This window comes from Aeromonas sp. 19NY04SH05-1 (assembly GCF_040581895.1).
Lineage (GTDB): Bacteria > Pseudomonadota > Gammaproteobacteria > Enterobacterales > Aeromonadaceae > Aeromonas > Aeromonas enteropelogenes.
Genome location: NZ_CP095328.1, coordinates 143397 through 167500, shown reverse-complemented (window position 1 = coordinate 167500; position 24104 = coordinate 143397). Strand labels below are relative to the sequence as shown.

Below are 24104 nucleotides of genomic sequence, written 5' to 3'. Positions count from 1 at the left end.
AACCGCCTTCTCGAGTCAAGCCTTATTTGCAAAGGCTTTTCGAGGCCACCGACTCGGTTGTTTGCGTTGCCGCTTGCCGTGTCGATGGAGGCGCATTATAGGGAGTGAATTCGTTCTGGCAACCCCTCCCCTGCAATAAAATTGCAAAAAACTGCACTTTTTTAGTTATTCATATCCAAGCACAGCTTTTATACAAACTTATCCACAGAAACCAGTACCGAATTGCTAGAATGGCCGAAAACAAGGAGGCCAAGATGGACTTGCGACTGAGACCTTACAAGGGAAAACGCCCGCAACTGGGCAAACGGGTATATGTAGACCCCTGCGCCACCCTGGTGGGCGATATCCAGCTGGGTGACGATGCCAGCATCTGGCCCATGGTGGCCGCCAGAGGGGACGTCAATCATATCCGCATCGGTGCCCGCAGCAACATTCAGGACGGCACAGTGCTGCACCTGACTCGCAAGAATACCAGCAACCCTGCCGGCTATCCGTTGTTGATCGGAGAAGATGTCACGGTCGGCCACAAGGCGATGCTGCATGGCTGCACCATTGGCAACCGGGTCTTGGTCGGCATGGGTGCCATCCTGCTGGACGGGGCCGTGGTCGAAGATGATGTGATGATCGGTGCCGGTAGCCTGGTGCCACCGGGCAAGCGACTCGAGGCCGGCTTTCTTTATATGGGCAATCCCATCAAGCAGGCGCGCCCTCTCAAGCCGGCCGAGATCGCCTTCCTCAAAACCTCGGCCGACAATTATGTCCTGCTCAAGGACGAATACCTGCAAGAGTCCTGAAACACCGTAGCCACAAACAGGAAGCCCGGCATGATGCCGGGCTTCGCTTCTTATATAGCTATATATGTTGTCGATGACGACTGACAGTGATCAGTGGGCCTGATCCCAGTTGTCACCGGTGCCCGCTTCGACCACCAGCGGCACATGCAATTCGGCAGCGCTCGACATCTTCTCCTTGATGATGGCGATGTACTCCTCCAGCTTCTCTTCGCGGATCTCGAACACCAGTTCATCGTGCACCTGCATCAGCATGCGGATCGACTCGTCTTCAATCCCCCGGATCCAGCCATCCACGTTGATCATAGCGCGCTTGATGATGTCGGCGGCCGTCCCCTGCATGGGGGCGTTGATGGCAGCCCGTTCCGCCGCCTTGCGCAGACCGGCATTGCGCGACTTGATGTCCGGCAGATAGAGACGGCGACCAAACTGGGTTTCGACATAGCCCTGGGCTTCCGCCTGCTGGCGGGTGCGCTCCATGTACTCCAGCACACCCGGGTAGCGCTCGAAGTAGAGATCCATGTACTTCTGCGCCTCGGCACGGCCGATCCCCAGCTGCTTGGCCAGACCGAAGGCGCTCATGCCGTAGATGAGGCCGAAGTTGATCGCCTTGGCGCTGCGACGCATGTCGCTGGTCACCGCATCAAGTTCAACCCCGAATACCTCGGCGGCGGTCGCCTTGTGGATGTCCTTGCCCTCGGCGAAAGCGGTCAGCAGCCCCTTGTCACCGGAGAGGTGGGCCATGATCCGCAGCTCGATCTGGGAGTAGTCCGCCGCCACCAGCTTGTAACCGGCGCACGGGATGAAGGCCTGCCGGATGCGACGCCCCTGTTCGTTGCGCACCGGGATGTTCTGCAGGTTGGGATCGGTGGACGAGAGCCGACCGGTCGCCGCCACCGCCTGGTGATAGGAGGTGTGCACCCGCCCGGTCTGCGGCTTGATCATCAGCGGCAGCTTGTCCGTGTAGGTGGACTTGAGCTTGGCCAGCCCACGGTGCTCCATCAGCAGTTGCGGCAGCTCATAGGTCTCCGCCAGCTCGGCCAGCACCTCTTCCGCAGTGGATGGCGCTCCCTTGGGGGTCTTTTTGATGATCGGCAGCCCCAGCTTGGTAAAGAGGATCTCCCCCAGCTGCTTGGGCGAGGAGAGGTTGAACTCCTGTCCGGCCAGCTCGTGAGCCTGCTTCTCCAGCTCCGCCAGTCGCACTTCGATCTCCTGGCTCTGCTGATGCAGCAGCTTGGGCTCTATGGTGGTACCGAGTCGCTCCATCCGCGCCAGCACCGGCAGCAGCGGCAGTTCGATCTCGCTGAATACCTTGGCGAGACCCGGCTCGGCAGAGAGCTTGCCCCACAGCGCCTGATGCAGACGCAGGGTGATGTCGGCATCTTCCGCCGCATAGGGAGCCGCCTGCTCCAGTTCGATCTGGTTGAAGGTAAGCTGCTTGACCCCCTTGCCGGCGATATCTTCGAACGAGATGGTCTCGACGTTCAGATACTTACGGGCCAGCGAGTCCATGTCGTGACGGCTAGCGGTGGAGTTGAGCACATAGGACTCGAGCATGGTGTCGTAGGCGATGCCCTGCAGCTCGATGCCGTGATTGAGCAGCACGTTGCGATCGTACTTGAGGTTCTGCCCCACCTTGAGGCGGGCCGGATCTTCCAGCAGTGGTTTGAGCTTGCCAAGCACCACGGCCTCAGTCAGCTGCACCGGCGCCCCCAGATAGTCGTGACCGAAGGGCACGTAGGCCGCCTTGCCCGGTTCGATGGCAAAGGAGACGCCAACAATGCGCGCCTCCATATAGTCGAGACTGGTGGTCTCGGTGTCGAAGGCAAACAGCGGGGCCGCCTGCAGGCGTGCCAGCCACTCATCGAATTCGGCCTCGTCCAGAATGCAGCGGTAGTCGGTTTCGATGGCAGCTGCCGGGGCTGTGCCTTCCTCATCACCCTCGGCGCCGCTCTCCTCACCGCCGGACTCCAGCTCTTTAATCAGGTTGCGCAGCTCGTACTCGCGATAGACCGCCAGCAGGGCCTCCTTGTCGATGGGGCCGAGCTGCAGCTCTTCCAGGCTCTGCTCCAGCTCGACGTCGGTCTTGATAGTGGCGAGGGTATAGGAGAGGCGTACCTGCTCCTCCTGCTCGCGGAACTTGTCGGCAAAGGTCTTGGATCCACGGAAGCCGAGCGCCGCCACCTTGTCCAGATTGGCGGCGAGCTCGTCGATGCTGCCGATACCCTGCAGCAGGGCCAGGGCTGTCTTCTCGCCGACGCCGGTCATGCCGGGGATGTTGTCCACCTTGTCTCCCATCAGGGCCAGGTAGTCGATGATGAGCTCGGGCGGCACGCCGAACTTCTCGATCACCCCTTCCCTATCGGTCTTCACGTCCTTCATGGTGTCGATCAGGGTGACATGGTCGGAGACCAGCTGCGCCATGTCCTTGTCGCCGGTGCTGATCAGCACCGGCAACTGCTTCTCGGTTGCCTGGCGGGCCAGGGTGCCGATCACGTCGTCGGCCTCCACTCCTTCCACCATCAGGAAGGGGAAACCCATCGCCTTGATCATCTGGTGGATGGGGGCGACCTGGCTGCGCAGATCGTCCGGCATGCTGGCCCGGTTGGCCTTGTATTCGGGATAGATATCGTCGCGGAAGGTCTTGCCCTTGGCATCGAACACCACGGCCACATGGCAGTCGGGATACTGCTTGCGCAGGCTGCGCATCATGTTGGCCATGACACGGACGGCGCCGCTCGGCAAACCGGTCGAGGTGCGCAGATCGGCCTGCTGCGAGGCAAAGAAGGCGCGGTAAAGATAAGAGGAGCCGTCGACCAGAATAAGGGGGTTGCTAGGGGCCATGAAATCGTCCTGCCAGAGATAAACAGCCGCTAGGATGCCACAGGGCCCCCTTCACACCAAGGGGCCAGGTAACAGCCTGCATGGCTGCTGACGGGATAAAAATCTGTGGATAACTCTGTGTTCAAAAATGGGGCGAATTATTGCCAGCAGTGATAAAGCTGTGCGCAAAAACCAAAAATGCCATTAAAAACAATCAAATACAAACACAAAGCAAGATCGATAGACCATTAAAATGATCTCGATCAATGTGGAAAAAGTTTTAAGGGAGTAGGTACGGCAGGATCCAAAACGAAACAATCCTAGCACAGCAAGATGACTTGACCAGCGGATGGCGAGCGATAACCATACAAAAGTACAACAATCCATCCTGGCTCACATTTTCAACAACGAGGAGTTTTCCATGAAAAAAGTGGCCGTGATTTTGAGTGGCTGTGGCGTCTTCGACGGGGCAGAAATCCATGAAGCCGTCATCAGTCTGCTGGCGCTGGCACGCCATGGCGCCACCACCCAATGCTTTGCCCCGAACGTGGCGCAACTCCACGTGATCAACCACCTGACTGGCGAGGTGAGTGAAGGAGATAGTCGCAACGTGCTGATCGAGGCCGCCCGCATCTGCCGCGGCCAGATCAAAGATGTCGCCGAGCTGGATGCGGCCGATTATGACGCCCTGCTGGTACCCGGCGGCTTTGGCGCCGCCAAGAACCTGTGCGACTTCGCCATCAAGGGGGCGGAGTGCCAGATCCAGCCGGATGTGCTAAAGGCCTGCCAGAGCTTTGCCAGGGCCGGCAAACCGGCGGCCTATATCTGCATCGCCCCGGCCATGATCCCGCTTATCTACGGCGCCGGCACCCTGGCCACCATAGGCCACGATGAGGGCATCGCCAACGCCATCGAGACGATGGGCGGCAGCCATCTCAACTGCCCGGTCAACGAGTTCGTGGTGGATCAGGAGCGCAAGGTGATCTCCACTCCCGCCTACATGCTGGCCAGCAACATAGTGGAGGCCGCGGACGGCATCGAGAAGACGGTCAAGCAGCTGCTTGCCCTGTGATCCCCCGCTGCGCCAAGACAAACGGGCCGCTCATGGAGCGGCCCGTTTTCAATTCTCGCGTATAGCGACGGATTAGATGCTTTCGCCCATCTGATCCATCTTGCCCAGCAGGGCACGCAGACGCTCCTGCCATGCAACGTGTTCGTTGCGCAGCTGATGGTTCTCGTCTTGCAGCTTGCTGTTCTGCTCTTTCAGCTCGTCCAGCTCCATCTTCAGCAGGGAGATGTTGTCGACGGCGGATTGTACTTTGGATTCGAGTTGCTCAAGGACTTCTAGTGACATATGCATACCTGTTTGTTCAATTGCGATGCCCCACAGAGGGCGATTCAAGCGCGTGAAGCCAGCATACCCCGAGCACATCGGCACAAACAAGCCAGCACGCTGTAAAATGCGCCTTCCGTAGAGGTATTGTCCAAATATGCGTCTATTTTTCTCGCATCCTGCTCCCCAAGTCGGGACCAGCCCCGACCATCAGCCGTACAGGGCGATATAGGCCCCCAGCAACAGGCAGGCGACACAGTACATCGACAGGCCGTAGCCCAGATTCCAGCGCAGGATAGACCCCGCACTCAGGTTGTAGCGAGAGGCCAGCGCCAGGTTGGATCCCGAGAGCGGGCTGGTGCCGGTGGCGAGCCCCCAACCCAGCAAAAAGCTCATGCCAAGCAGGCTGGGATCCGGCGCCAGGGGCCAGAGCAGGGGAGCCAACCCCGAGATGCTGATGAGGGGATGCACCCCGACGATGGCCACCAGCAGGATCAGCAGCAGGGTGAGGGAGGCTTCGAGCCAGCCGAAGTGGTTGAAGAACGGCAGCCCGTGGCCGCCTCCCAGATCGATCACCGACAGGGCGCTGTTGATGCCGGCAGCCAGCAGACCCGCCCCGAGAAACAGCACCAGCTGGCCGCCGATGGCGGGGAAGCGCTCCACCACCTGGCGCTTGAGGGCCGCCTTACGCCCGGCACTAGGCATGAAGATCAGTGCCAGCAGCGGCGCCACCAGGGCGATCACCGCCAGAATGCCGAGCTCTGGCCAGATCTGCTTGATGAGCAGCACCAGCAACGCCAGCGCCACCGGCAGCCCCAGGGTCTGCAGGCGCAGCGGATACCCGGCAAAATCCTGCACGCCGAGCCGCTCCACCTGCCAGGCCGTCAGCCCCATCGCCAGCAGGGCGCCGACGATGCCGAAGGGCAGGATCGCCGAGAGTTGCAGACCGGGGGCATAAGTGAGCGCCACCGCCATGGCGACGAAGAAGGGGGACCAGAAGGCGGCTGCGCAGAAGATCCGGCTCAGCACCATCACCTGGCGCCGCTCCAGGGTGCCGTTGCGTTCCAGCCGATCGCCGATGATGAAGAGCACCGAAAGGTTGATGACGGCCCCCAGCAGGTTGAGGCTGGCCATGGTGCTCCACAACCCCTTGCGACCGGGCCAGGAGGTGGTGCCGGTGAGCAGGCCGGAAGTGGCGAGGTTGAGGGTGCTCACCGCGGCAAACATGGTGAGCATGTTGATGTTGGGCAGCAGCCAGTCGCCGGCCTTGAGGCTGGCCCCCTGCCACCAGGCGAAGAGCAACAGCAACAGGGCCGCTCCGTACAGGGCCAGCGCCTGGCGTCTGGCCGCCCCCACCAGCCAGGGCCAGGTGAGGAGAGAGGCTGCCCAGGCCGCGATGGCCGCGGGCCAGGGGGAGAATCCCAGATAGAGATGCAGCAGGTTGAGCAGCCACATCCCCAGGATCAGATAACCTGACCAGCGCTTGGCCATCGAATCGTCTCGGTCAGGGGATCAGAGGCACTGATCCATATCCAGGGAAGGCTTGTCGCACTCCGGGTGGCCCACAATCTTGGCCGGCACCCCGGCCACCGTGGTATGGGGCGGCACCGGGTTGATCACCACGCTGCCGGCACCTATCTTGGCGCCCCTGCCCACTTCGATATTGCCGAGCACCTTGGCGCCCGCCCCTATCATCACCCCTTCGCGGATCTTGGGATGACGATCGCCGCTCTCCTTACCGGTCCCGCCCAGGGTCACACTCTGCAGGATGGAGACATCATCCTCAATCACCGCCGTCTCACCCACCACTATACCGGTGGCATGGTCAAACATGATGCCCTTGCCGATGCGCGCCGCCGGGTGCACATCCACCCCGAACACCACGGAGATCTGGTTTTGCAGATAGAGGGCCAGGGAACGGCGCCCCTGGCGCCACAGCCAGTTGGCGACCCGGTAACCCTGCAGGGCATGAAAGCCCTTGAGGTAGAGCAGCGGGGTGGAGAAGAGATCGACCGCCGGGTCGCGCTCCTGCACCGCGCAGATATCGGCAGCCACCATGGCCAGCAGTTCGGGTTCGCTGCGCAGGGCCAGCTCGATCACCTCGCGCAGGGCGATGGCGGGCATGGTGGCACTGTCGAGCTTGTTGGCCAGCTGAAAGCTGAGAGCCGAACGCAGATTCTTGTGATTGAGAATGGTGGAGTGGAAGAAGCTGGCCAGCATGGGCTCTTCGGCCGCCATGCAGAGCGCTTCTTGCTGAATTTTTTGCCAGGTTTTGGCAACCAGATCATCCATGTGGTGCAACCTACTGTTGTTCGGGGTGAGGACTCTGTTGTTCTTTTATCAGTACCGAGATGGGGTCCATGTGGATGATGACATCCATTCGCTCGAATGCCTGGCGTATCGCCTGCTCGGCTTCATCGGCTATCTGATGGGCCTTGACCAGGGGGATCTGATCGTCAAGTTCCAGATGCAACTGAACGAATCGGGTCGGCCCGGATTGACGGGTACGCAGATCGTGGACGCCGTGAACGCCATCTACGGCACAGCAGAGGGTCATTATTCTCGCTTGTTCTTCCGCTGGCAACTGACGATCGAGCAGCGCCTGCACCGACTCGTAGCCGATATGGACGGCGCCCCACAGCAAAATGCCCCCGATCAGCACGGCAAACAGGCCATCTGCCCAATACCAGCCCTGCCCCGCCAGCACCAGCGCCAGCAACACGCCACCGTTGAGCAGCAGATCGGAGCGGTAGTGCAGCATATCCGCCTTGATGGCCACGCTGTTGGTCTTGCGGATGACAAAACTCTGGAAGCTGACCAGCAGCAGGGTCAGCACGATGGAACCGACCGTCACCCAGATCCCCGCCTCCAGCCGCAGAATGGGCGTCTGGTTGAGCAGGGAGGAGATGCCGTGCATCACCAGCAGCAGGGCCGAGCCCGAGATGAACGCCGCCTGGATGAGCCCGGCCAGGGACTCGGCCTTACCGTGGCCAAAGCTGTGTTCGTCATCGGCGGGAGCCAGCGCATAGCGGATCGCCAGCAGATTGATGATGGAGGCGCTGACATCCATGAAGGAGTCGGTGAGGGAGGCCAGCAGGGTCGACGAGTCGGTCATGATCCAGGCGATCAGCTTGCCGATGATTAGCAGGGTGGCTGTCGCAACCGCCGCCATGCTGGCAAAGGTCACCCAACGGGAATAGTGTTGATGGCTCAAATCCGGCTTTCCTCTGTCGCGTAAAAAATTATTATACCTTCACCCCGGCGTCAGTTTGGCGCGAAAATCTGCGGAAGAACACCCGATGAACAGAATACTCCTGGTCGATGACGATCTTGAATTGACCCAGCTGCTCACCGAAATTCTGACCCTGGAAGGATTTCAGGTCACGGTCGCCGAGGATGGTGAAGAGGGATTGCAGCGCCTGACGGAACAACGCTTCAACCTGGTGCTGCTGGACGTGATGATGCCCAAACTGAACGGCTTTGCCATGCTGACCCGGCTGCGCAAGACCCACGACACCCCGGTGCTGATGCTGACCGCCCGCGGCGACAGCCAGGACAGGGTCAACGGCCTGGAGGCCGGCGCCGACGACTATCTGGCCAAGCCATTTGATGATCGGGAGCTGTTGGCGAGAGTGCGGGCCATCCTGCGCCGCACCCAGAATCATCAGCCCCAACGCGGCCACGGCTCCGACGAAATCCACTTCATGGACATCGTACTGCAACCGGGCCTGCAGCAGGCGTGCTGCGGCGAACAGCCGCTGGAGCTGACCGCCACCGAATTCGGCCTGCTGGAGTGCCTGCTGCGCAACCCGGGCCAGATCATCAGCAAGAGTCACCTCTCGGAGCAGGTGCTCGGCAAGAAGCTGGAGCCCTTCGATCGCGCCATCGACATGCACCTGAGCAACCTGCGCAAGAAGTTGCCGGAACGGCTCGATGGCCAGCCCCGCTTCAAGACTGTACGGGGGCGCGGCTATCTGTGGCTAGAACAGGAGTAATCAAGGCGCCCTCGATCAGCGGCCTCTCCACCCAGATCTTCGTCTGGTTCTGGCTGATCCTGCTGGTGATGATGGCCGCCGTCATCAGCCTGCCCAACCTGGATCCGCGCAACCAGCTCCCGTTGCCTGCCCACGAGGTGATGCGAATGCAACACAACGTGCAGATCCTCAAGGATGCCGCAGACCCGGCGCGGGATTTCGAGCTGGCAAAGGCGATGGAGAAGATCACCATGCTGCCGGTGGACAACGTCTATGTGCGCGGTGCCAACGGCCAGATCCAGTCCACCGTCCATCCCCGCAAGTTCGTGGTTCGCTTCATGGTAGATGCCGACAATCCCAACCACCCCATGCTGGGTCACGAGGATCGCAAGGCCATCGCCGGCCCCTTTCTGATGGAGCATCGCGGCCAGCAATACCACGTCTATTTCGGGCTCAACGTCGATACCCCCTATCTGTTCCTGTTCATCCAGATCCTGGATCACCCGATCCGCATCCTCGGGGTCGCCATGCTGGTCAGCACCCCGCTCTGCCTGCTGCTCGCCTGGCGCCTGACCCGCCCCATACTGCAATTGCAAAAAGCGGTCTCCCTGCTGGCTGCCGGCAGCCTGGAGACCCAGATCCCCAACCTCGGCCGGGGTGACGAGATAGGCCAGCTGGCCGACAACGTGAGCCACATGGTGGATACCCTCAAGAGCATGATCCAGAAGCAGAAACAGCTGCTTTCCGACATATCCCACGAGCTGCGCAGCCCGCTCACACGGATGCAGCTGGCCCAGGCCCTGATCCGCCGCAAGCAGGGCGACAGCGCCGAACTGGCGCGGATAGAGTCGGAGATTGGCCGGCTGGACAAGCTGATCGGCGACCTGCTGGATCTGTCGCGGGTACAGCAGCATGTGGAGGCCCCCGTGGTGCAACCGCTGGCCGAGCTGCTGGAGCCCATTCTGGAAGACGCCATGTTCGAGGCCAACCAGAGCGGCAAGCAGCTGCGTCTGCCGCCACTGCCGGCCGAGTCGCTGCCGATGTGGCCCGAGCTGCTGGCGCGGGCGGTGGAAAATCCGCTGCGTAACGCGCTCAAATATGCCCGTGAATTCATCAAGGTGGAGTGGTACCGGGAAGGGTTGGAGTGGGTGATGATCATCCGCGACGACGGCCCAGGCGTGCCGCCGGAGCAACAGGAGCAGCTGTTTCTGCCCTTCTTCCGGGTCGACGATGCCCGCAACGCCAAGACGGGTGGCACAGGGCTCGGGCTTGCCATCGCCTCGGAGGCGATCCATCGCCACGGCGGCACCATCCAGGCCAGCAGCAACCAGCCGACCGGACTGACCATTACCATCCGCCTGCCCATCGCCTGATCTTTTCAACGCCACGGGCGCTGGGTATGCTGGCGCCCTTTCCGTCCCAGCAGGAGCCCTGCCATGCTCGATATCGTGCTCTACCAACCCGAAATTCCGCCCAATACGGGCAACATCATCCGGCTCTGTGCCAACACAGGTTACCGGCTGCACCTGATAGAGCCGCTGGGGTTCGAGTGGGATGACAAGCGGGTGAAGCGGGCGGGGCTCGACTATCACGAATTTGCAGAGGTGAAGCGCTGGCCGAACTTTGAAGCCTTCTTGGCGGCGGTGGCGCCGAAGCGGGTGTTCGCCTGCACCACCAAGGGGCGCACAGCCCACTCGGCGGCCCAGTTTTCCTTGGGTGATGCCCTGCTGTTCGGCCCGGAGAGCCGCGGCCTGCCTGCGGATCTTATCGAGAGCCTGCCGTTCGAACAGCGGCTGCGCATCCCCATGCTGCCCCAGAGCCGCAGCATGAACCTCTCCAACGCGGTGTCGGTGTTCGTCTACGAGAGCTGGCGCCAGCTGGGCTACGAAGGCGCCCTTTAAGGCAGAAAAATCAGTGGCTGGCGTCGATCAGACGGCCGCTGCGCTCCAGTTGCCAGCACAAGAACCCCAGGGTCAGGCCGCGCCCCACCATGAGCGCGGCCATCGCCGCCCACAGGGCGGCCACGCCCCACGACTGGGTCAGCCACCAGACCGGGAAGAAACCGCCGAAGACCGCCAGCAGCATGCTGTTGCGCATCTCCTTCGCCCGGGTGGCGCCGATGAAGACCCCGTCCAGCAGGAAGCACCAGACCGCCAGCAGCGGCATGGCCACCAGCCAGGGCAGCTGGCCATTGGCCGCGGCCACCACCTCAGGGATATCGGTGATCCGGCCGATAAACTGGCTGCCCAGCAGGGCAAATCCTAGGGTAAATCCGGCCGCGATCAGGGCGGCCCAGCCCAGATTGAGCAGGATGGCCTCCCGCAGCTTCTGGCGATCCCGCTGGCCGATGGCGCGGCCCACCATGGCCTCCACCGCGTAGGCAAAGCCGTCCAGCCCGTAGGAGATCAGCATCAGGAAGTTGAGCAGCACCGCATTGGCGGCCACCGCCACGTCCCCCAGCCTGGCTCCCTGCAGGGTCATGAAGGCAAAACAGAGTTGCAGACAGAGTGCCCGCAGGAAGATATCCCGGTTCAGCCCGAGCAGCCGCTTCAGGGGGGCGAGTCGCCGCCAGCGCTGCCAGCCGTCCTGCCACACCTCGGGCAACAACTGGCGCAGATGGTGGCGAACCAGCCAGATGCCGACCGCCAGCGCGCCGTAATCCGCCAGCACAGAGGCCGCGGCCACGCCGCGCACCTGCCAGCCCAGCCCCAGCACGAACAGGGCATCCAGCGCCATGTTGACCAGATTGGTGAGGATCAGCATCACCATGGGACTGCGGGCATCCTGCATCCCCAGCAGCCAGCCCATGATCACCAGATTGCACAGCGCCGCCGGCGCACTCCAGATCCGCACCGCCACGTACTGGCCGGCATAGAGCTGCACCTCGGCGGAGCCGCCACTCAGGGCGATGAGCCAGGGCAGCAGGGGAAAGAGCAGCACAAGCAGCCCCAATCCCATGACGATGGCCAGCCCCAGCGCCCGCACCAGGGCATCAAGCTGGGCGCGCTGATCGGCGGCGCCATGGGCCTGGGCCGTGAGCCCGGTCGTGGACATCCGCAGGAAGCCGAGCAGCCAGAAGATCAGGTTGATGAGGGTCGAGCCGACCGACACGCCGCCGAGAAACCAGGCCTCGCCGAGATGACCGATCACCCAGGTGTCCACCAGCCCCAGCATGGGGGTGGTGATGTTGGAAAACACCATGGGCAGGGCGAGGGCAAAGACGGCGCCGTGGCGGGCGGGATCCCGCCACCAGGGCGCAACCGGACGGGTCACTCCCGGTTGCCCGACAGCTTCAGAATGCGGGAGAAGTCAGAGAGCAGGGTCGCCATCTGCACCCGTGGCACCTGACCCGGCGCCACCTGCGGGCGAAACACGCCCTGCAGCTTGCCCTTGGGATTGATAAGCACGATGGAGGCGGAGTGATCGATCAGGTAATCCTTCTCCCCCTGATTGGCGATGGAGTAGATGAGCCCCAGGTTGCGCACGAAGGGAAACAGCTTGTCGTGATCCGCCGTCACCGCCTTGAATTCGGGATTGAAGAAGGCGGTGTAGGTCTTGAGGCGCTCCAGGGTATCCCGCTGGGGATCCGCCGAGACGAACACCACCTGGCTGTTGGGTGCCAGCTGCTTGAGCTCGCCGTAGATGGAACGCAAATCGGCCATGGTGGTGGGACAGATATCGGGGCAGAAGGTGTAGCCGACGAACAGGAAGGTCCAGTGTCCCAGCAGATTGGCGGGGGTAAAGGGCTGATTGTCCGCGTCGGTAAAGGTGAAGTCATTGATGTCCCGTGCGGCGGGATAGTAGTCGGCATGCTCCGGCATCTCTGGCCGGGTAACGTAGAACGCGAAGATGAGGCAGCTTGTCAACAGCAGAAAAATCAGGGGATAACGAAGCTTCATCATAACAAGAGACCCTTTCAGTTCGGTGCATCTGACCTGCAGTGGTCACATGGAGGCCGGTATTGTAACTCCAATGGGCCGGAAACGGGTCGTCATCGCGCATCAACCTCTTGTCGAGCAATTTGCCAGCGCCAGATCCTGTAAAAACAAAAGCCCCCTCTATAACGAGGGGGCTTTGGAACGGGGCCCGCCAATGGGGCCCCGGGCATAGAGCACGCGTAGACGCTACTCCCGCTCCTTCACATAAGGGGTGCCGAGTGCCTTGGGCGCCACCGCTCGACCGATAAAACCGGCCAGCAGGAACACCGTCAGGATATAGGGCAGCGCCTCGATGGCCTGTACCGGGATGGCAAAGCCCCCCACGCTCACCCCTTGCAGGCGAATGGCCACCGCATCGAGGAAGCCGAACAGCAGACAGGCAGCCATGGCGTTCCAGGGGCGCCACTTGCCGAACACCAGCGCGGCCAGCGCCATGAAGCCCTTGCCCGCGCTCATGTTAGGGATGAACTGGGCAGTCTGGGCCACCGACAGGTAGACGCCACCCAACCCCGCCAGCAGACCGCCGATGATGAGCGCCGTGTAGCGCATCCGCACCACAGAGATGCCGGCAGTATCGACCGCCGCCGGGGCCTCGCCCACCGCCCGTAACCGCAGCCCGAAGCGGGTGCGAAACAGCACCCACCAGGCCAGCGGCACGGCGGCGAACGCCAGGTACTCCAGCAGGGAGTGGCCGCTCAGGAGCTCGCTGTAGAGCTGGCCGATGACGGGCACGTCATACAGCTCCTTGGCATAGGGCAGATCGATGGGGGCGAAACGGGCATCACCGGAGAGCGCCGGGGTCTGGCCCCCCTGATCGAACCAGTAACGGCCCAGGGTAACGGTCAGGCCGGCCGCCAGTATGTTGATGGCCATGCCGCTCACCACCTGATCACCCCGGTGGGTGATGGTGGCAAAGCCGTGCATCAGGGCAAACAACACCGAGACCAGCACCCCGGCCCCCAGCCCGATCCAGGCCGAGCCGGAGACCGCGGCGGCGGCACCGCCGGCAAAGGCGGCCGCCAGCAGCTTGCCCTCCAGGGCGATGTTGACCACCCCGGAGCGCTCGCAGAACATGCCCGCCATGGCCGCCAGTATGAGAGGCGGCGCGGTGCGGATGGTGGCATCCAGCATCAGGATCAGCAGTTCAAACATGGTGATACCCCCTCGACGGTCAGGTGCTGGGCCAGTGATTGCAGGTTGGCGAAGTCATCCATGATCAGGCCCCCTTCACTTGTGCAGTTGAGCGGCTGGCAAAGGCCAGATAGAGCTGCTCGATGCGCGGGCGCATCATGTGCTCCAGCGCGCCGCAGAACAGGATCACCAGCCCCTGCAGCACCACCACTATGTTGCGGTCAACGCCGAATTCGAAGCTGAGCTCGGCGCCCCCCTGATAGAGGAAACCGAACAGCAGGCTGGCGATGATGACGCCGACCGGGTGGTTGCGCCCCATCAGGGCCACCGCGATGCCGGTGAAGCCAAACCCTTCCACGAAGTTGAGCTTGATCTGGTGCAGCTCCCCCTGCAGCACGTTGAGGGCAAAGAAGCCCGCCAGCATGCCGGAGATCACCATGGCCAGGATCACCACTCTGGGATAGGAGATGCCCGCGTAGGCGGAAGCACTCTGGCTCGCCCCCACCGCCCGGATCTCGTAACCCCAGCGGGTATGCCAGATGAAGACCCACACCAGGAGCGCGCAGATCAACGCCCAGACGAAACTGATGTTGAGCGGGCTGTTGGGCACTTCCATCCCGAAGCTGGCCGCCATGGTGCTCAGCTTGGGCAACCAGCTCACCTCGGCGAACACCCGACTCTCGGTGGCCATGGATCCGGGCGGCTTAAACACCTCCACCAGCAGATAGGCCATCAGTGAGGCGGCGATGAAGTTGAACATGATGGTGGTGATGACGATGTGGCTGCCGCGCTTGGCTTGCAGCCAGGCCGGGATAAAGGCCCAGGCCGCGCCGAACAAGCCGCCGGCGATGATGGCCAGCGGCAGCAGCAGGGCAAACGGCAGCACATCGCCGAGCAGCAGACAGACCAGGCCGACGCCGAGGCCGCCTATGTAGGCCTGCCCCTCACCGCCGATGTTGAACAGGCCGGCGTGAAAGGCCACCGCCACCGCCAGACCGGTGAAGATGAAGCCGGTGGCGTAGTAGAGGGTGAAACCTATCCCCTCGCCGGTGCCGAAGGCGCCGTACCACATGATCTCGGCGGCATCGACCGGGTTGATGTCGAGGTAGTAGAACAGGATGGCCGACACCAGGAAGGCCAGCAGAATATTGACCGCAGACAAGACGCCCACGGAGACCCAGGCAGGGACACGAACTTGGCTCATCAGCGGGCCTCCTTGGCAACGTCATCGGGCACAGATGTATTGACCATCATCAGACCGCGCTGACGACAAACAGATGTGATCCTCATGGCGTCGCTCCTTGTGTCGGGCTGGCCGCCACGTCATCGGGTACGGATGTATTGACCATCATCAGACCACGCTGTCGACAAACAGAGGTGATCATCATGGCGTCGCTCCTTGTGTCAGGCCAGCAGCCACTTCATCGGGAACGATATTCGCCATCATCAGACCTATGGTGCGCTCATCCGCCCTGGCGGCATCCAGCTCGCCGACGATGCGGCCATCGGCGATGACCAGGATGCGATCCGACAGGCTCATGATCTCGTCCAGTTCCACCGACACCAGCAGCACCGCCTTGCCCTTGTCGCGCATGGCGATCACCTGCTGGTGAATGTACTCGATAGCGCCGATGTCGACCCCGCGGGTCGGCTGACCGATCAGCAGCACGTCCGGGTCTTGCTCCACCTCACGGGCGATCACCAGCTTCTGCTGGTTGCCGCCGGAGAAGTTGGCTGTCTTGTGCTCGGGGCTGGGCGGGCGCACGTCCCACTTCTCCATCTTGGCCTGGCAATCCTGCTGGATCGCGTCTTTGTTCTGCAGCCACCCCTTGTTGTATTGCGGGCGGCGGTGATAGCCGAGGATGAAGGCCTCTTTCGCCTCGAAGCGGTTGATGAGGCCCATCTTGTGCCTGTCTTCCGGCACATGGCCGAGGCCATAGTTGCGCACTAGCTCGGGATCGGCGGGATGCTCGGCGCTGACCCGGTGCACCCCGTCGCGACTGCTGATGGTAAAGCCCCCCTTGCTCGGCTTGAGGATGCCCCCCAGCAGGCTGAGCAGTTCGGACTGGCCGTTGCCGGAGACCCCGGCGATGCCGACCACTTCACCGGCACGCACCTCGAAGCTGACCGATTTGACCCGCTCCACCTTGCTGGCGTCGACATAGCTGAGCCCCTCGACCTTGAGCTTGGCGTCGCCCGGCTGGGTCGGCCCCTTGTCGACCTTGAGGCGCACCTTGCGCCCCACCATCAGCTCGGCGAGCTGCTCCTTGTCGGTGTCTTTGGTGGCCACGTGGGCCACCATCTCGCCACGGCGCATGATGGAGACCTGATCCGTGATGGCCAGGATTTCCCGCAGCTTGTGGGTGATGAGGATGATGGTCGCCCCCTGATCCCGCAGCTTTTTCAGCACCTCGAACAGGTGATCCGCCTCTTGCGGGGTCAGTACCCCGGTCGGCTCGTCGAGGATCAGGATGCGGGCGCCGCGATAGAGCGCCTTGAGGATCTCGACCCGCTGCTGCAGGCCCACCGGCAGATCTTCCACCTTCTCGTGCAGCGGCACTTCGAGACCATAGTCCCGGGCCAGCTCGCCGAGCAGCTTTTCCGCCGCCGCCACGCTCTGACGCAGGTGCCAGCCGTTCTCGGCGCCGAGGATGACGTTTTCCAAAACAGTAAAGTTGTTCACCAGCATGAAGTGCTGGTGCACCATGCCCACCCCTGCGGCAATCGCATCTTGTGAGCCATGGGGTTTGAAGGGTTTCCCGTCGATCAGCATCTCGCCTTTGTCGGCATGGTAGAAACCGTAAATAATGCTCATCAGGGTGGATTTGCCGGCGCCGTTCTCGCCGACAATGCCGTGAATGCTGCCTTTACGAACCTGGAGGTCAATCAGCTTGTTGGCGTATACGTCGCCGAACCGCTTATCGATACCTCTTAATTCGATGGCATAGCGATCTGTCTGGTCCATGATGCAGCCCTGCGTGTCATGAAGTAAGACTAAAAACCGGCCCGTGCGGGCCGGTCGGTGCGTTGAGAGTCGTAGCTAGGTTCTGATTAGTATTTGCAGGAGTTGTCGCTCATGTAGTCATGAACCTTGATCTTGCCAGCGATGATGTCGGCCTTGATGGCGTCTACCTTGGCCTTCATTTCCGGAGTGATCAGCTTCTCGTTATCCTTGTCGAGTGCCCAATCCACACCGCCCTCGGCCAGGCCCAGGTTTTTGATGCCCGGCTTCCACTCGCCCTTGGCGGCGTCATCCCAGGTCTGGTAGGCGGCCAGGCCGACCGACTTGACCATAGAGGTCAGCATGGTGCCCGGTTGCAGGTGGTTCTGATTGGAATCCACGCCGATGGCCAGCTTGCCCTCGTCCTTGGCAGCCTGGTAGACGCCGATGCCGGTACCGCCGGCGGCGGCATAGACCACGTCCGCGCCCTTGGCGAACTGGGACTTGGCCAGCTCGGCACCCTTGGCCGGGTCAGCAAAAGCCGCCGGGGTGGAACCGGTCATGTTCTGGAACACGTCGATCTTCGGGTTGACGTACTTGGCGCCCTGCTCGTAGCCGCACTGGAACTTGCGGATCAGCGGGATATCCATGCCGCCCACGAAGCCGACCTTGCCGCTCTTGGAGGCGATGGCCGCCAGTGCGCCCACCAGGAAGGAGCCTTCATGCTCCTTGAAGATGACGGACTGCACGTTCGGCTTGTCGACCACCATGTCGATGATGGTGAACTGGGTTTTCGGGAATTCGGTCGCGACCTTCTCTACTGCCGAGCCCATGTTGAAACCGACCGCTACGATAGGGCCGTTGCCACGGCTGGCCAGACGGCGCAGGCCCTGTTCGCGCTGGGCTTCGTTCTGGGGTTCGAACTCCTTGACCTTGACGCCCTTGTCCTTGTTGTAGACTTCGACGCCGTTGCGGAACACGGCTTCGTTGAATGATTTGTCAAACTTGCCGGCGGTGTCGTAGATCACGGCGGGCTCGGAAGCAGCCTGAGCTGAGAGGGCGGCGAGGGTGAGGGTGGCCACGGTGGCCAGCTTGAGCACTTTAGTCACGATCGTATCCTTGATTGTTATTAAGTGAGGGAACCTGCTTGCCTGCCCGGGCAGGCCAACTAGCACGCAGACTTACTCTAAGTCAGCCCGGGTGGGGGTCAAGCAGATGATAATAGAAAAACGTTTGCGCTAACGGTTTGAGTTATAAGCAAGTAACTATATAACATGTTGTTTTTTGGCGATTTTTAAGTTTTTTGTTCTGAATAGCTAAAGACCAAAACGATATTTTTCTTATTGTTCAATGAGTTAATGTAAATCGTTTTCCCGAGATTCATCTCTCCCCCCTGCCCGTCCGTGATCCGGCTCGCAAATTCCCACGCTGCACCGACAAGGCGCGCCGCCGCTCCCCTTCATCCCCTTCTTCGATTTACGCCCGAGGTAGACATCACATCGGAATGCGGGCCCCTCCCCCGATGCCCGCCCCCTGACTTTGGGTTTGGTCTGACGGGTGGATGGCCGTATAATCGCCGCCTGTATAAATAAACAGGAGTGGTGATGGACGTTTCAACCCTGCTCGACGGGCTCAACGACAAGCAAAGAGACGCGGTAGCGGCCCCCCGCTGCAACCTGCTGGTGCTGGCCGGTGCCGGTTCGGGCAAGACCCGGGTGCTGGTGCACCGTATCGCCTGGCTGATGCAGGTGGAACGCTGTTCACCCTTCTCCATCATCGCGGTGACCTTTACCAACAAGGCGGCGGCCGAAATGCGTGGCCGGGTCGAGAAAGTGATCGGCGACAATGTCCGCGGCATGTGGATCGGCACCTTCCACGGCATCGCCCATCGCCTGCTGCGGGCCCATCATCTGGATGCGGGGCTGCCGCAGGATTTCCAGATCCTCGACTCCGACGACCAGTACCGTCTCATCCGCCGGGTGCTCAAGGCGCTCAACCTCGACGAGAAGCACTGGGCCCCGCGCGCCGTGATGGGCTACATCAACGGCAAGAAGGACGAGGGGTTGCGCCCCGGCGACATCGACCTCTACGGCGACCCCGTCACCCGCACCTATCAGCAGATCTACAAGACCTATCAGGAGACCTGCGATCGCTCCGGGCTGGTGGACTTTGCCGAGCTCTTGCTGCGCGCCCACGAGCTGTGGCTCAACAAGCCGCACATCCTCGAGCACTACCGCGACCGCTTCCAGAACATCCTGGTGGACGAGTTCCAGGATACCAACGGCATCCAGTACGCCTGGTTGCGGATGCTGGCGGGCAACAGCGGCAAGGTGATGATCGTCGGCGACGATGACCAGTCCATCTACGGCTGGCGCGGCGCCAAGATTGAGAACATCCAGCGCTTCCTGACCGACTATCAGGGCGCCGAGACCATCCGCCTCGAGCAGAACTACCGCTCCACCGCCAATATCCTGAAAGCGGCCAACAGCGTCATCGCCAACAACGCCGAGCGCCTGGGCAAGGAGCTGTGGACCGAGGGGGCCGAGGGCGAGCCGATTTCCCTCTACGCCGCCTTCAACGAGGTGGACGAGGCGCGCTTCGTGGTCGGCCGCCTCAAGGACTGGAAAGAGAAAGGTGGCCTGCTCGCCGACTGCGCCATCCTCTATCGCTCCAACGCCCAGTCGCGGGTGCTGGAAGAGGCGCTGATGCAGGACGCCATGCCGTATCGCATCTACGGCGGCCTGCGCTTCTTCGAGCGCCAGGAGATCAAGGACGCCATGGCCTACCTGCGGCTTATCAACAACCGTGGCGACGACGCCAGCTTCGAGCGGGTGGTCAACACCCCGACCCGTGGCATCGGTGATCGCACCCTCGAGATCCTGCGCAATAACGCCCGGGATCAGGGGCTCAACCTCTGGCAATCGGCCAAAGGGCTGCTCAATGACAAGGTGCTGACCGGTCGCGCCGGCAATGCGGTACGCGGCTTTGTCGAGCTTATCGACGCGCTGGAAGAGCAGGTCTCCCTGCTGCCCCTGCACCAGCAGGCGGATATCGCCATCCAGCACTCCGGCCTCAAGGCGATGTATCTGGCGGAGAAGGGCGAGAAATCCCAGGCGCGGGTAGAGAACCTGGACGAACTGGTCACCGCCTGCCGCCAGTACCAGCGCCCGGACGAGCTGGAAGACATGAGCGATCTCTCCGCCTTCCTCGCCCACGCGGCGCTCGAATCCGGCGAGAATCAGGCGGACGAATATGCCGACGCAGTGCAGCTGATGACCTTGCACAGTGCCAAGGGGCTGGAGTTCCCGCTGGTGCTGCTGGTCGGCGTGGAAGAAGGGATGTTCCCCAGCCAGCAATCGACCGAGGAGTCGGGCCGGCTGGAGGAGGAGCGGCGCCTCTGTTATGTCGGCATGACCCGCGCCATGGAGAAGCTCTACATCTGTTATGCCGAGAGCCGCCGCATCTATGGCCGCGAGATGTTCCACAAGCCGAGCCGCTTTATCCGCGAGATGCCCGCCGAGTGTCTGGAAGAGATCCGCCTGCGTACTCAGGTCAGCAGACCCACCCAGTACGGCCGCTTTAGCCAGAACGAAGTACAACAAAGCTTCGACGCCAGCGGCATCAAGCTGGGCCAGCGGGTGCTCCATCCGAAATTTGGGGAAGGGATAGTGCTCAACTTCGAAGGGGTCGGCCAGCAAAGCCGGGTGCAGATCCAGTTCGACGACGTCGGCGCCAAGTGGCTGGTGACGGCATATGCCAGATTGGAAGCGCTCTGATTTTTCCCGCTATTGATGCAACCAACCCGGCTGAGGCCGGGTTGGTTTTTTATATCATCATCGCAACAACCTTAAATATGAGACCATCCGAATATGCCTCGCAGTTAGAAAAAATAAACGGAATGAAAATTAATTGATTAGAATTTTACTAGCTACATCTGGCGGCATTACTGCTGAGAGAAGAAGCGGCATAGACTCCAAATTAACCGTACCATCGCTAACTTTTCTTCTTATGTAAGCCGGATATTTCTCAGGCAAGTAAATGTTTTGGAACCATGCTCTGAAATCAGATAATGCACTTATTGGATATGCATTAATCTCAGGATCTAGGGAAGGTGCGAACAAGTCTGTGATATGAGATCATAATGTTCATCCGGAGCCGCATTTCCGAGGGCCATCATGAGTCATCAACTCACCTTCGCCGACAGTGAATTCAGCAGTAAGCGCCGTCAGACCAGAAAAGAGATTTTCTTGTCCCGCATGGAGCAGATTCTGCCATGGCAAAACATGGTGGAAGTCATCGAGCCGTTTTACCCCAAGGCTGGTAATGGCCGGCGACCTTATCCGCTGGAAACCATGCTACGCATTCACTGCATGCAGCATTGGTACAACCTGAGCGATGGCGCGATGGAAGATGCTCTGTACGAAATCGCCTCCATGCGTCTGTTTGCCCGGTTATCCCTGGATAGCGCCTTGCCGGACCGCACCACCATCATGAATTTCCGCCACCTGCTGGAGCAGCATCAACTGGCCCGCCAATTGTTCAAGACCATCAATCGCTGGCTGGCCGAAGCAGGCGTCATGATGACTCAAGGCACCTTGGTCGATGCCACCATCATTGAGGCACCCAGCTCGACCAAGAACAAAGAGCAGCAACGCGATCCGGAGATGCATCAGACCAAGAAAGGCAATCAGTGGCACTTTGGCATGAAGGCCCACATTGGTGTCGATGCCAAGAGTGGCCTGACCCACAGCCTAGTCACCACCGCGGCCAACGAGCATGACCTCAATCAGCTGGGTAATCTGCTGCATGGAGAGGAGCAATTTGTCTCAGCCGATGCCGGCTACCAAGGGGCGCCACAGCGCGAGGAGCTGGCCGAGGTGGATGTGGACTGGCTGATCGCCGAGCGCCCCGGCAAGGTAAGAACCTTGAAACAGCATCCACGCAAGAACAAAACGGCCATCAACATCGAATACATGAAAGCCCGCATCCGGGCCAAAGTGGAGCACCCGTTTCGCATCATCAAGCGGCAGTTCGGCTTCGTGAAAGCCAGATACAAGGGGCTACAGAAAAACGATAACCAACTGGCGATGTTATTCACCCTGGCCAACCTGTTTCGGGTGGACCAGATGATACGTCAGTGGGAGAGATCTCACTAAAAACCGGAAATAACGCCAGGAATGGCGAAAAAACGGCCTAAATAGGCTAATTCGAGGTGTTTACGGGAGAACAATCGGCCCGGATCCGCGAAATTTTAATCAGCGAGCCAGCTTGGGAAGAAATGACCTGCTTATTCGCACTTTCCCTAACTCAGGACTTGTAGGTTCGATTAGCGAAGCGTAATCGGACGATCGCGAATTCTAGCAATCATATCTTCGAGCCTTAAAACCCTTGAGAGGTTCACTCCAATCCCTCCAACATCCCATCCACCGACCCGCACCAATCCGGTGGATAGACGCCGCTCGCCACATAGCGATGGAAGGTGGAATACGGCCAATCGGCCACCCGCGTGACATGACCATGTTTGAGCGGGTTGATATGGACGTAATCCATATGGCGGCGGTAATCCTGCTCATCCCGGATCAGGTGTTCCCAATAATGGCGCTGCCAGATGCCCCGCTCCCCGTGGCGTAACCGGGTCTGGCTGCGCCGCTCGTTCACCGGTAAGGCACGGGAAAAGTGGCTTTTGATCAGCCGCCAACGCAGGGGGAAATCGGTGTCTCCCTCCGGCAAAGAGAGGATGCAGTGGAGATGGTCGGGCAACACCACCCAGGCGTGAATGGCGAAGGGGTGAGCCTGTTGCACCTTGGCAACGCTGTGGCGCAGCAGGTCGATCTGCTCCACCAGCAGCCGATTGTTGCGCCGCTCCAGCAGATTGACGGTAAAGAACCAGGTTCCTCCGGGCCACCATGCCCGCCGCCAGTTGGCCATGCCCTTCCTCTCGCCTCGGCCGAAAAGCCAAGCATAGCCTTGCCTCACTTCGATCTGCTTGCAGGCCATGATGACGCGGATGTTCCATTACGCGATCGTCCGATTACGCTTCGCTAATCGAACCTACACGGACAGGAAATATGGGACACCCATCTTTCTGGCAGAAGGCGTAGCTGGTGAGGCTACGCCGTGTTTTTAGGTGAAGAAATCTGATCACTTGACCAACTTGCTCTCCATCACTCCTTGTTTGCCCTCCTCTTCACTGACCTGACTCAGCTTGGAGCGAGCCATCAGCAGGCCCATCTTGACCTCTTGCCAGACGTAGTAGTTTTTACCCGCCTCGGTGCTGAGGGTCAGGGTGGCATCGTTCTCCGACTTGGAGGTGATGGTGTGGCTGCCCGGCGTCACCTGCTTGAGGATATAGGTGTGGGCCACGGTGTCGCCGACCGCCATACCATCCACCAGCACCGGCATCTTGACGGCGGCCCCGAAGGTTTCATTGCGATAGATATAGAGGTTGGCGGCATTGGCCGGCGCGACAAACTGCTTGGCCTGGGCATCCGCCGAGGTGTCGGCCATGGGCACGGAGGCACAACCAGACATCAGACCCGCCGACAGCAGGGCGGCGGTTACCATTATTTTCCTGAACATAGTCTTTGTTTTTATTGGATTAAAGGAAAGTAAAGGTTCGCATGGAGCTTGGTTGGCAGGCAATTGCCCATTGCCCTTCAAGCCGTGACCCGCCTCTCTTTTCCGGGAATTAATCGAGGCCGATATGCAGCTTCTCTCCCCCAAGCTGATCGGTTGCTGCGATAGTGGCGAGAGGATGACTCATCTGGAGAGAGACCATGCAGGCATTGATTACCACTGCTCACCAAACCAGTTACCCCAATCCCATCGGCTTTCAGGCCGGAGAGCGGGTGCGTATCGGCCATGAAGACGACGAATTTCCAGGCTGGGTACGTACCATCACGGCCGATGGCAACGAGGGGTGGGCCCCGCGGTCGCTGCTCACCCCCATCGGCGAGGAAGAGGCACTCGCGCTGCAGGATTACACCGCCCGCGAGCTGGATGTGGCGGTGGGGGAGCTGGTCACGATAGTACGTGAGCTGGCCGGCTGGCTCTGGGTGCAAGGGGAAAGGGGCGAATCCGGCTGGATACCGGCCAGTTGCATCGTATTGGCATCATAAGAGGCCATGGATAAGGCCGGGGCGCAGACTCACATCCACGTAATAAACGTTGGTG

Annotated in this window: 21 protein-coding genes; 8 read left to right on the top strand and 13 right to left on the bottom strand. The window is 60.9% G+C overall.

The window, feature by feature from the left end; all coding sequences use genetic code 11:
* The first annotated feature begins 254 nt into the window (after positions 1-254).
* Entirely contained in the window at positions 255-794 is a 540-nt protein-coding gene (locus MRK42_RS00790; protein WP_338611567.1) for a gamma carbonic anhydrase family protein, read from the top strand.
* Positions 795-884: 90 nt separating this feature from the next.
* On the opposite strand, the gene polA is transcribed toward MRK42_RS00790, so the two are convergent.
* Positions 885-3635 carry a DNA polymerase I gene (gene polA, locus MRK42_RS00785; protein WP_354688741.1) on the bottom strand — a complete coding sequence of 917 codons (2751 nt, stop codon included), beginning with the start codon at positions 3633-3635 and terminating at the stop codon, positions 885-887.
* Between the two features lie 400 nt (positions 3636-4035).
* Between polA and elbB the strand changes: the two genes are divergently transcribed.
* Positions 4036-4686, top strand: coding sequence for an isoprenoid biosynthesis glyoxalase ElbB (gene elbB, locus MRK42_RS00780; protein ID WP_354688740.1), 651 nt, complete (start codon positions 4036-4038; stop codon positions 4684-4686).
* A 72-nt stretch (positions 4687-4758) separates the two neighbouring features.
* On the opposite strand, the gene MRK42_RS00775 is transcribed toward elbB, so the two are convergent.
* The 4 genes from MRK42_RS00775 to MRK42_RS00760 all read right to left on the bottom strand — a co-directional run bounded on the left by MRK42_RS00775 (position 4759) and on the right by MRK42_RS00760 (position 8161).
* On the bottom strand, positions 4759-4968 hold the full coding sequence (locus MRK42_RS00775; protein WP_005307594.1) for a cell division protein ZapB: 210 nt from the start codon (positions 4966-4968) through the stop codon (positions 4759-4761).
* Positions 4969-5157: 189 nt separating this feature from the next.
* Positions 5158-6438, bottom strand: coding sequence for a hypothetical protein (locus MRK42_RS00770; RefSeq protein WP_354688739.1), 1281 nt, complete (start codon positions 6436-6438; stop codon positions 5158-5160).
* A gap of 21 nt (positions 6439-6459) precedes the next feature.
* The gene (cysE, locus tag MRK42_RS00765; RefSeq protein WP_026457437.1) at positions 6460-7239 is read right to left on the bottom strand and encodes a serine O-acetyltransferase; all 780 of its coding nucleotides are present in this window, start codon (positions 7237-7239) and stop codon (positions 6460-6462) included.
* Between the two features lie 10 nt (positions 7240-7249).
* Positions 7250-8161, bottom strand: coding sequence for a cation diffusion facilitator family transporter (locus MRK42_RS00760; protein WP_026457438.1), 912 nt, complete (start codon positions 8159-8161; stop codon positions 7250-7252).
* A gap of 85 nt (positions 8162-8246) precedes the next feature.
* On the opposite strand from MRK42_RS00760, the gene MRK42_RS00755 reads away from it, so the two are divergent.
* The 3 genes from MRK42_RS00755 to trmL all read left to right on the top strand — a co-directional run bounded on the left by MRK42_RS00755 (position 8247) and on the right by trmL (position 10822).
* Positions 8247-8942: a response regulator gene (locus MRK42_RS00755; RefSeq protein ID WP_354688738.1), complete on the top strand. Its 696-nt coding sequence runs from the start codon at positions 8247-8249 to the stop codon at positions 8940-8942.
* On the top strand, positions 8924-10294 hold the full coding sequence (locus MRK42_RS00750) for an ATP-binding protein (protein ID WP_124238645.1): 1371 nt from the start codon (positions 8924-8926) through the stop codon (positions 10292-10294). The genes MRK42_RS00755 and MRK42_RS00750 overlap by 19 nt, the downstream gene beginning before the upstream one ends.
* Positions 10295-10357: 63 nt before the next feature.
* A complete protein-coding gene (gene trmL / locus MRK42_RS00745; protein WP_354688737.1) occupies positions 10358-10822 on the top strand; it encodes a tRNA (uridine(34)/cytosine(34)/5-carboxymethylaminomethyluridine(34)-2'-O)-methyltransferase TrmL in 465 nt (154 codons plus the stop codon).
* Positions 10823-10832: 10 nt separating this feature from the next.
* Here the strand turns inward: trmL and MRK42_RS00740 are convergent, their stop codons facing one another.
* The 6 genes from MRK42_RS00740 to MRK42_RS00715 all read right to left on the bottom strand — a co-directional run bounded on the left by MRK42_RS00740 (position 10833) and on the right by MRK42_RS00715 (position 18040).
* Positions 10833-12194 carry an MATE family efflux transporter gene (locus tag MRK42_RS00740; RefSeq protein ID WP_354688736.1) on the bottom strand — a complete coding sequence of 454 codons (1362 nt, stop codon included), beginning with the start codon at positions 12192-12194 and terminating at the stop codon, positions 10833-10835.
* Complete coding sequence (locus MRK42_RS00735) at positions 12191-12823, bottom strand: SCO family protein (RefSeq protein ID WP_042072466.1); 633 nt, start codon at positions 12821-12823, stop codon at positions 12191-12193. The genes MRK42_RS00740 and MRK42_RS00735 overlap by 4 nt, the downstream gene beginning before the upstream one ends.
* A gap of 222 nt (positions 12824-13045) precedes the next feature.
* On the bottom strand, positions 13046-14011 hold the full coding sequence (locus MRK42_RS00730; RefSeq protein ID WP_124238648.1) for an ABC transporter permease: 966 nt from the start codon (positions 14009-14011) through the stop codon (positions 13046-13048).
* A gap of 64 nt (positions 14012-14075) precedes the next feature.
* Positions 14076-15194: an ABC transporter permease gene (locus MRK42_RS00725; RefSeq protein WP_354688735.1), complete on the bottom strand. Its 1119-nt coding sequence runs from the start codon at positions 15192-15194 to the stop codon at positions 14076-14078.
* Positions 15195-15374: 180 nt separating this feature from the next.
* Positions 15375-16955, bottom strand: a complete 1581-nt coding sequence (locus tag MRK42_RS00720; protein WP_354688734.1) for an ABC transporter ATP-binding protein — start codon at positions 16953-16955, stop codon at positions 15375-15377.
* Between the two features lie 86 nt (positions 16956-17041).
* The gene (locus MRK42_RS00715; protein ID WP_026457413.1) at positions 17042-18040 is read right to left on the bottom strand and encodes a BMP family ABC transporter substrate-binding protein; all 999 of its coding nucleotides are present in this window, start codon (positions 18038-18040) and stop codon (positions 17042-17044) included.
* Between the two features lie 495 nt (positions 18041-18535).
* Here MRK42_RS00715 and uvrD point away from each other — a divergent pair, with 495 nt between their 5' ends.
* Together uvrD and MRK42_RS00705 are read left to right on the top strand one after the other, a co-directional pair.
* The gene (gene uvrD / locus MRK42_RS00710; RefSeq protein WP_354688733.1) at positions 18536-20707 is read left to right on the top strand and encodes a DNA helicase II; all 2172 of its coding nucleotides are present in this window, start codon (positions 18536-18538) and stop codon (positions 20705-20707) included.
* Between the two features lie 399 nt (positions 20708-21106).
* Complete coding sequence (locus MRK42_RS00705; RefSeq protein WP_279458731.1) at positions 21107-22087, top strand: IS5-like element IS5 family transposase; 981 nt, start codon at positions 21107-21109, stop codon at positions 22085-22087.
* Between the two features lie 241 nt (positions 22088-22328).
* Here MRK42_RS00705 and MRK42_RS00700 read toward each other — a convergent pair whose 3' ends face one another.
* Entirely contained in the window at positions 22329-22859 is a 531-nt protein-coding gene (locus tag MRK42_RS00700) for a transposase (RefSeq protein WP_201995002.1), read from the bottom strand.
* A gap of 213 nt (positions 22860-23072) precedes the next feature.
* The gene (locus MRK42_RS00695) at positions 23073-23510 is read right to left on the bottom strand and encodes a DUF2846 domain-containing protein (protein WP_354688732.1); all 438 of its coding nucleotides are present in this window, start codon (positions 23508-23510) and stop codon (positions 23073-23075) included.
* 197 nt (positions 23511-23707) lie between these two features.
* On the opposite strand from MRK42_RS00695, the gene MRK42_RS00690 reads away from it, so the two are divergent.
* Positions 23708-24049 (top strand): SH3 domain-containing protein, encoded by a 342-nt coding sequence (locus MRK42_RS00690; RefSeq protein WP_354688731.1) that lies wholly within the window; start codon positions 23708-23710, stop codon positions 24047-24049.
* The last annotated feature ends 55 nt before the right edge of the window (positions 24050-24104 follow it).

Excerpts from the sequence above, each read along its gene's own strand:
- MRK42_RS00790 (WP_338611567.1), top strand. The coding sequence starts at position 255 with ATGGACTTGCGACTGAGACCTTACAAGGGAAAACGCCCGCAACTGGGC.
- polA (WP_354688741.1), bottom strand. The coding sequence starts at position 3,635 with ATGGCCCCTAGCAACCCCCTTATTCTGGTCGACGGCTCCTCTTATCTT.
- elbB (WP_354688740.1), top strand. The coding sequence starts at position 4,036 with ATGAAAAAAGTGGCCGTGATTTTGAGTGGCTGTGGCGTCTTCGACGGG.
- MRK42_RS00775 (WP_005307594.1), bottom strand. The coding sequence starts at position 4,968 with ATGTCACTAGAAGTCCTTGAGCAACTCGAATCCAAAGTACAATCCGCC.
- MRK42_RS00770 (WP_354688739.1), bottom strand. The coding sequence starts at position 6,438 with ATGGCCAAGCGCTGGTCAGGTTATCTGATCCTGGGGATGTGGCTGCTC.
- cysE (WP_026457437.1), bottom strand. The coding sequence starts at position 7,239 with ATGGATGATCTGGTTGCCAAAACCTGGCAAAAAATTCAGCAAGAAGCG.
- MRK42_RS00755 (WP_354688738.1), top strand. The coding sequence starts at position 8,247 with ATGAACAGAATACTCCTGGTCGATGACGATCTTGAATTGACCCAGCTG.
- trmL (WP_354688737.1), top strand. The coding sequence starts at position 10,358 with ATGCTCGATATCGTGCTCTACCAACCCGAAATTCCGCCCAATACGGGC.
- MRK42_RS00735 (WP_042072466.1), bottom strand. The coding sequence starts at position 12,823 with ATGATGAAGCTTCGTTATCCCCTGATTTTTCTGCTGTTGACAAGCTGC.
- MRK42_RS00730 (WP_124238648.1), bottom strand. The coding sequence starts at position 14,011 with ATGTTTGAACTGCTGATCCTGATGCTGGATGCCACCATCCGCACCGCG.
- MRK42_RS00725 (WP_354688735.1), bottom strand. The coding sequence starts at position 15,194 with ATGAGCCAAGTTCGTGTCCCTGCCTGGGTCTCCGTGGGCGTCTTGTCT.
- MRK42_RS00720 (WP_354688734.1), bottom strand. The coding sequence starts at position 16,955 with ATGGACCAGACAGATCGCTATGCCATCGAATTAAGAGGTATCGATAAG.
- uvrD (WP_354688733.1), top strand. The coding sequence starts at position 18,536 with ATGGACGTTTCAACCCTGCTCGACGGGCTCAACGACAAGCAAAGAGAC.
- MRK42_RS00705 (WP_279458731.1), top strand. The coding sequence starts at position 21,107 with ATGAGTCATCAACTCACCTTCGCCGACAGTGAATTCAGCAGTAAGCGC.
- MRK42_RS00700 (WP_201995002.1), bottom strand. The coding sequence starts at position 22,859 with ATGGCCAACTGGCGGCGGGCATGGTGGCCCGGAGGAACCTGGTTCTTT.
- MRK42_RS00695 (WP_354688732.1), bottom strand. The coding sequence starts at position 23,510 with ATGTTCAGGAAAATAATGGTAACCGCCGCCCTGCTGTCGGCGGGTCTG.
- MRK42_RS00690 (WP_354688731.1), top strand. The coding sequence starts at position 23,708 with ATGCAGGCATTGATTACCACTGCTCACCAAACCAGTTACCCCAATCCC.